The organism is Campylobacter sp. 2018MI13, assembly GCF_018501135.1.
GTDB lineage: Bacteria > Campylobacterota > Campylobacteria > Campylobacterales > Campylobacteraceae > Campylobacter_E.
The window spans coordinates 1-492 of sequence record NZ_JAHCZC010000197.1; the positions used below are offsets into that span (position 1 = coordinate 1).

1 protein-coding gene is annotated in these 492 nt (G+C 38.6%); it reads left to right on the forward strand.

The features are described from left to right. On the forward strand, positions 1-361 hold a 361-nt coding region (locus tag KJQ99_RS09620), incomplete at its 5' end, for a peptidase M16 family protein (protein ID WP_214150699.1). Between the last annotated feature and the right edge of the window lie 131 nt (positions 362-492).

Here is a 492-nt window from a genome sequence, read left to right on the forward strand (position 1 = left end):
TTATGCAAGTTCCTCATTTGATCCTTATCGACAATTTTTGATGGTTCAGACGGGAATTCAATCTGCAAACAAGGAACACGTCATTCAGTTGATTACGGATCAATTAAAAGCTTTGGCAATCGGAGACTTTGAAGATGACCTGATTGCAAACGTCAAGTCATCTTTGATAAATAACTTTGAGAGTCGGTTGGACAATCAAATGACGGCGGTTAATCGTGCTCAAAATGATATTTTGACCGGAACGTATGTTTCAAATGAGGATTGGATTCGGAATGGTTTGAGCGTTTCAAAAGCAGAAATTATGGAAGTGGCAAGCAAGGTCAAACTGCAAAAGATCTATTTTCTTGATGGAGGTAATTAGGCGTGGAAGAGATAAATTATCCGCGGTACAATGAGGTTCTTTATACGACTGTTCTTGCCAACGGATTGCGCGTTAATTTGTTGCCTCGAAAGAATTTTCATAAAACATATGGTGTTTTGACAACGGATTAC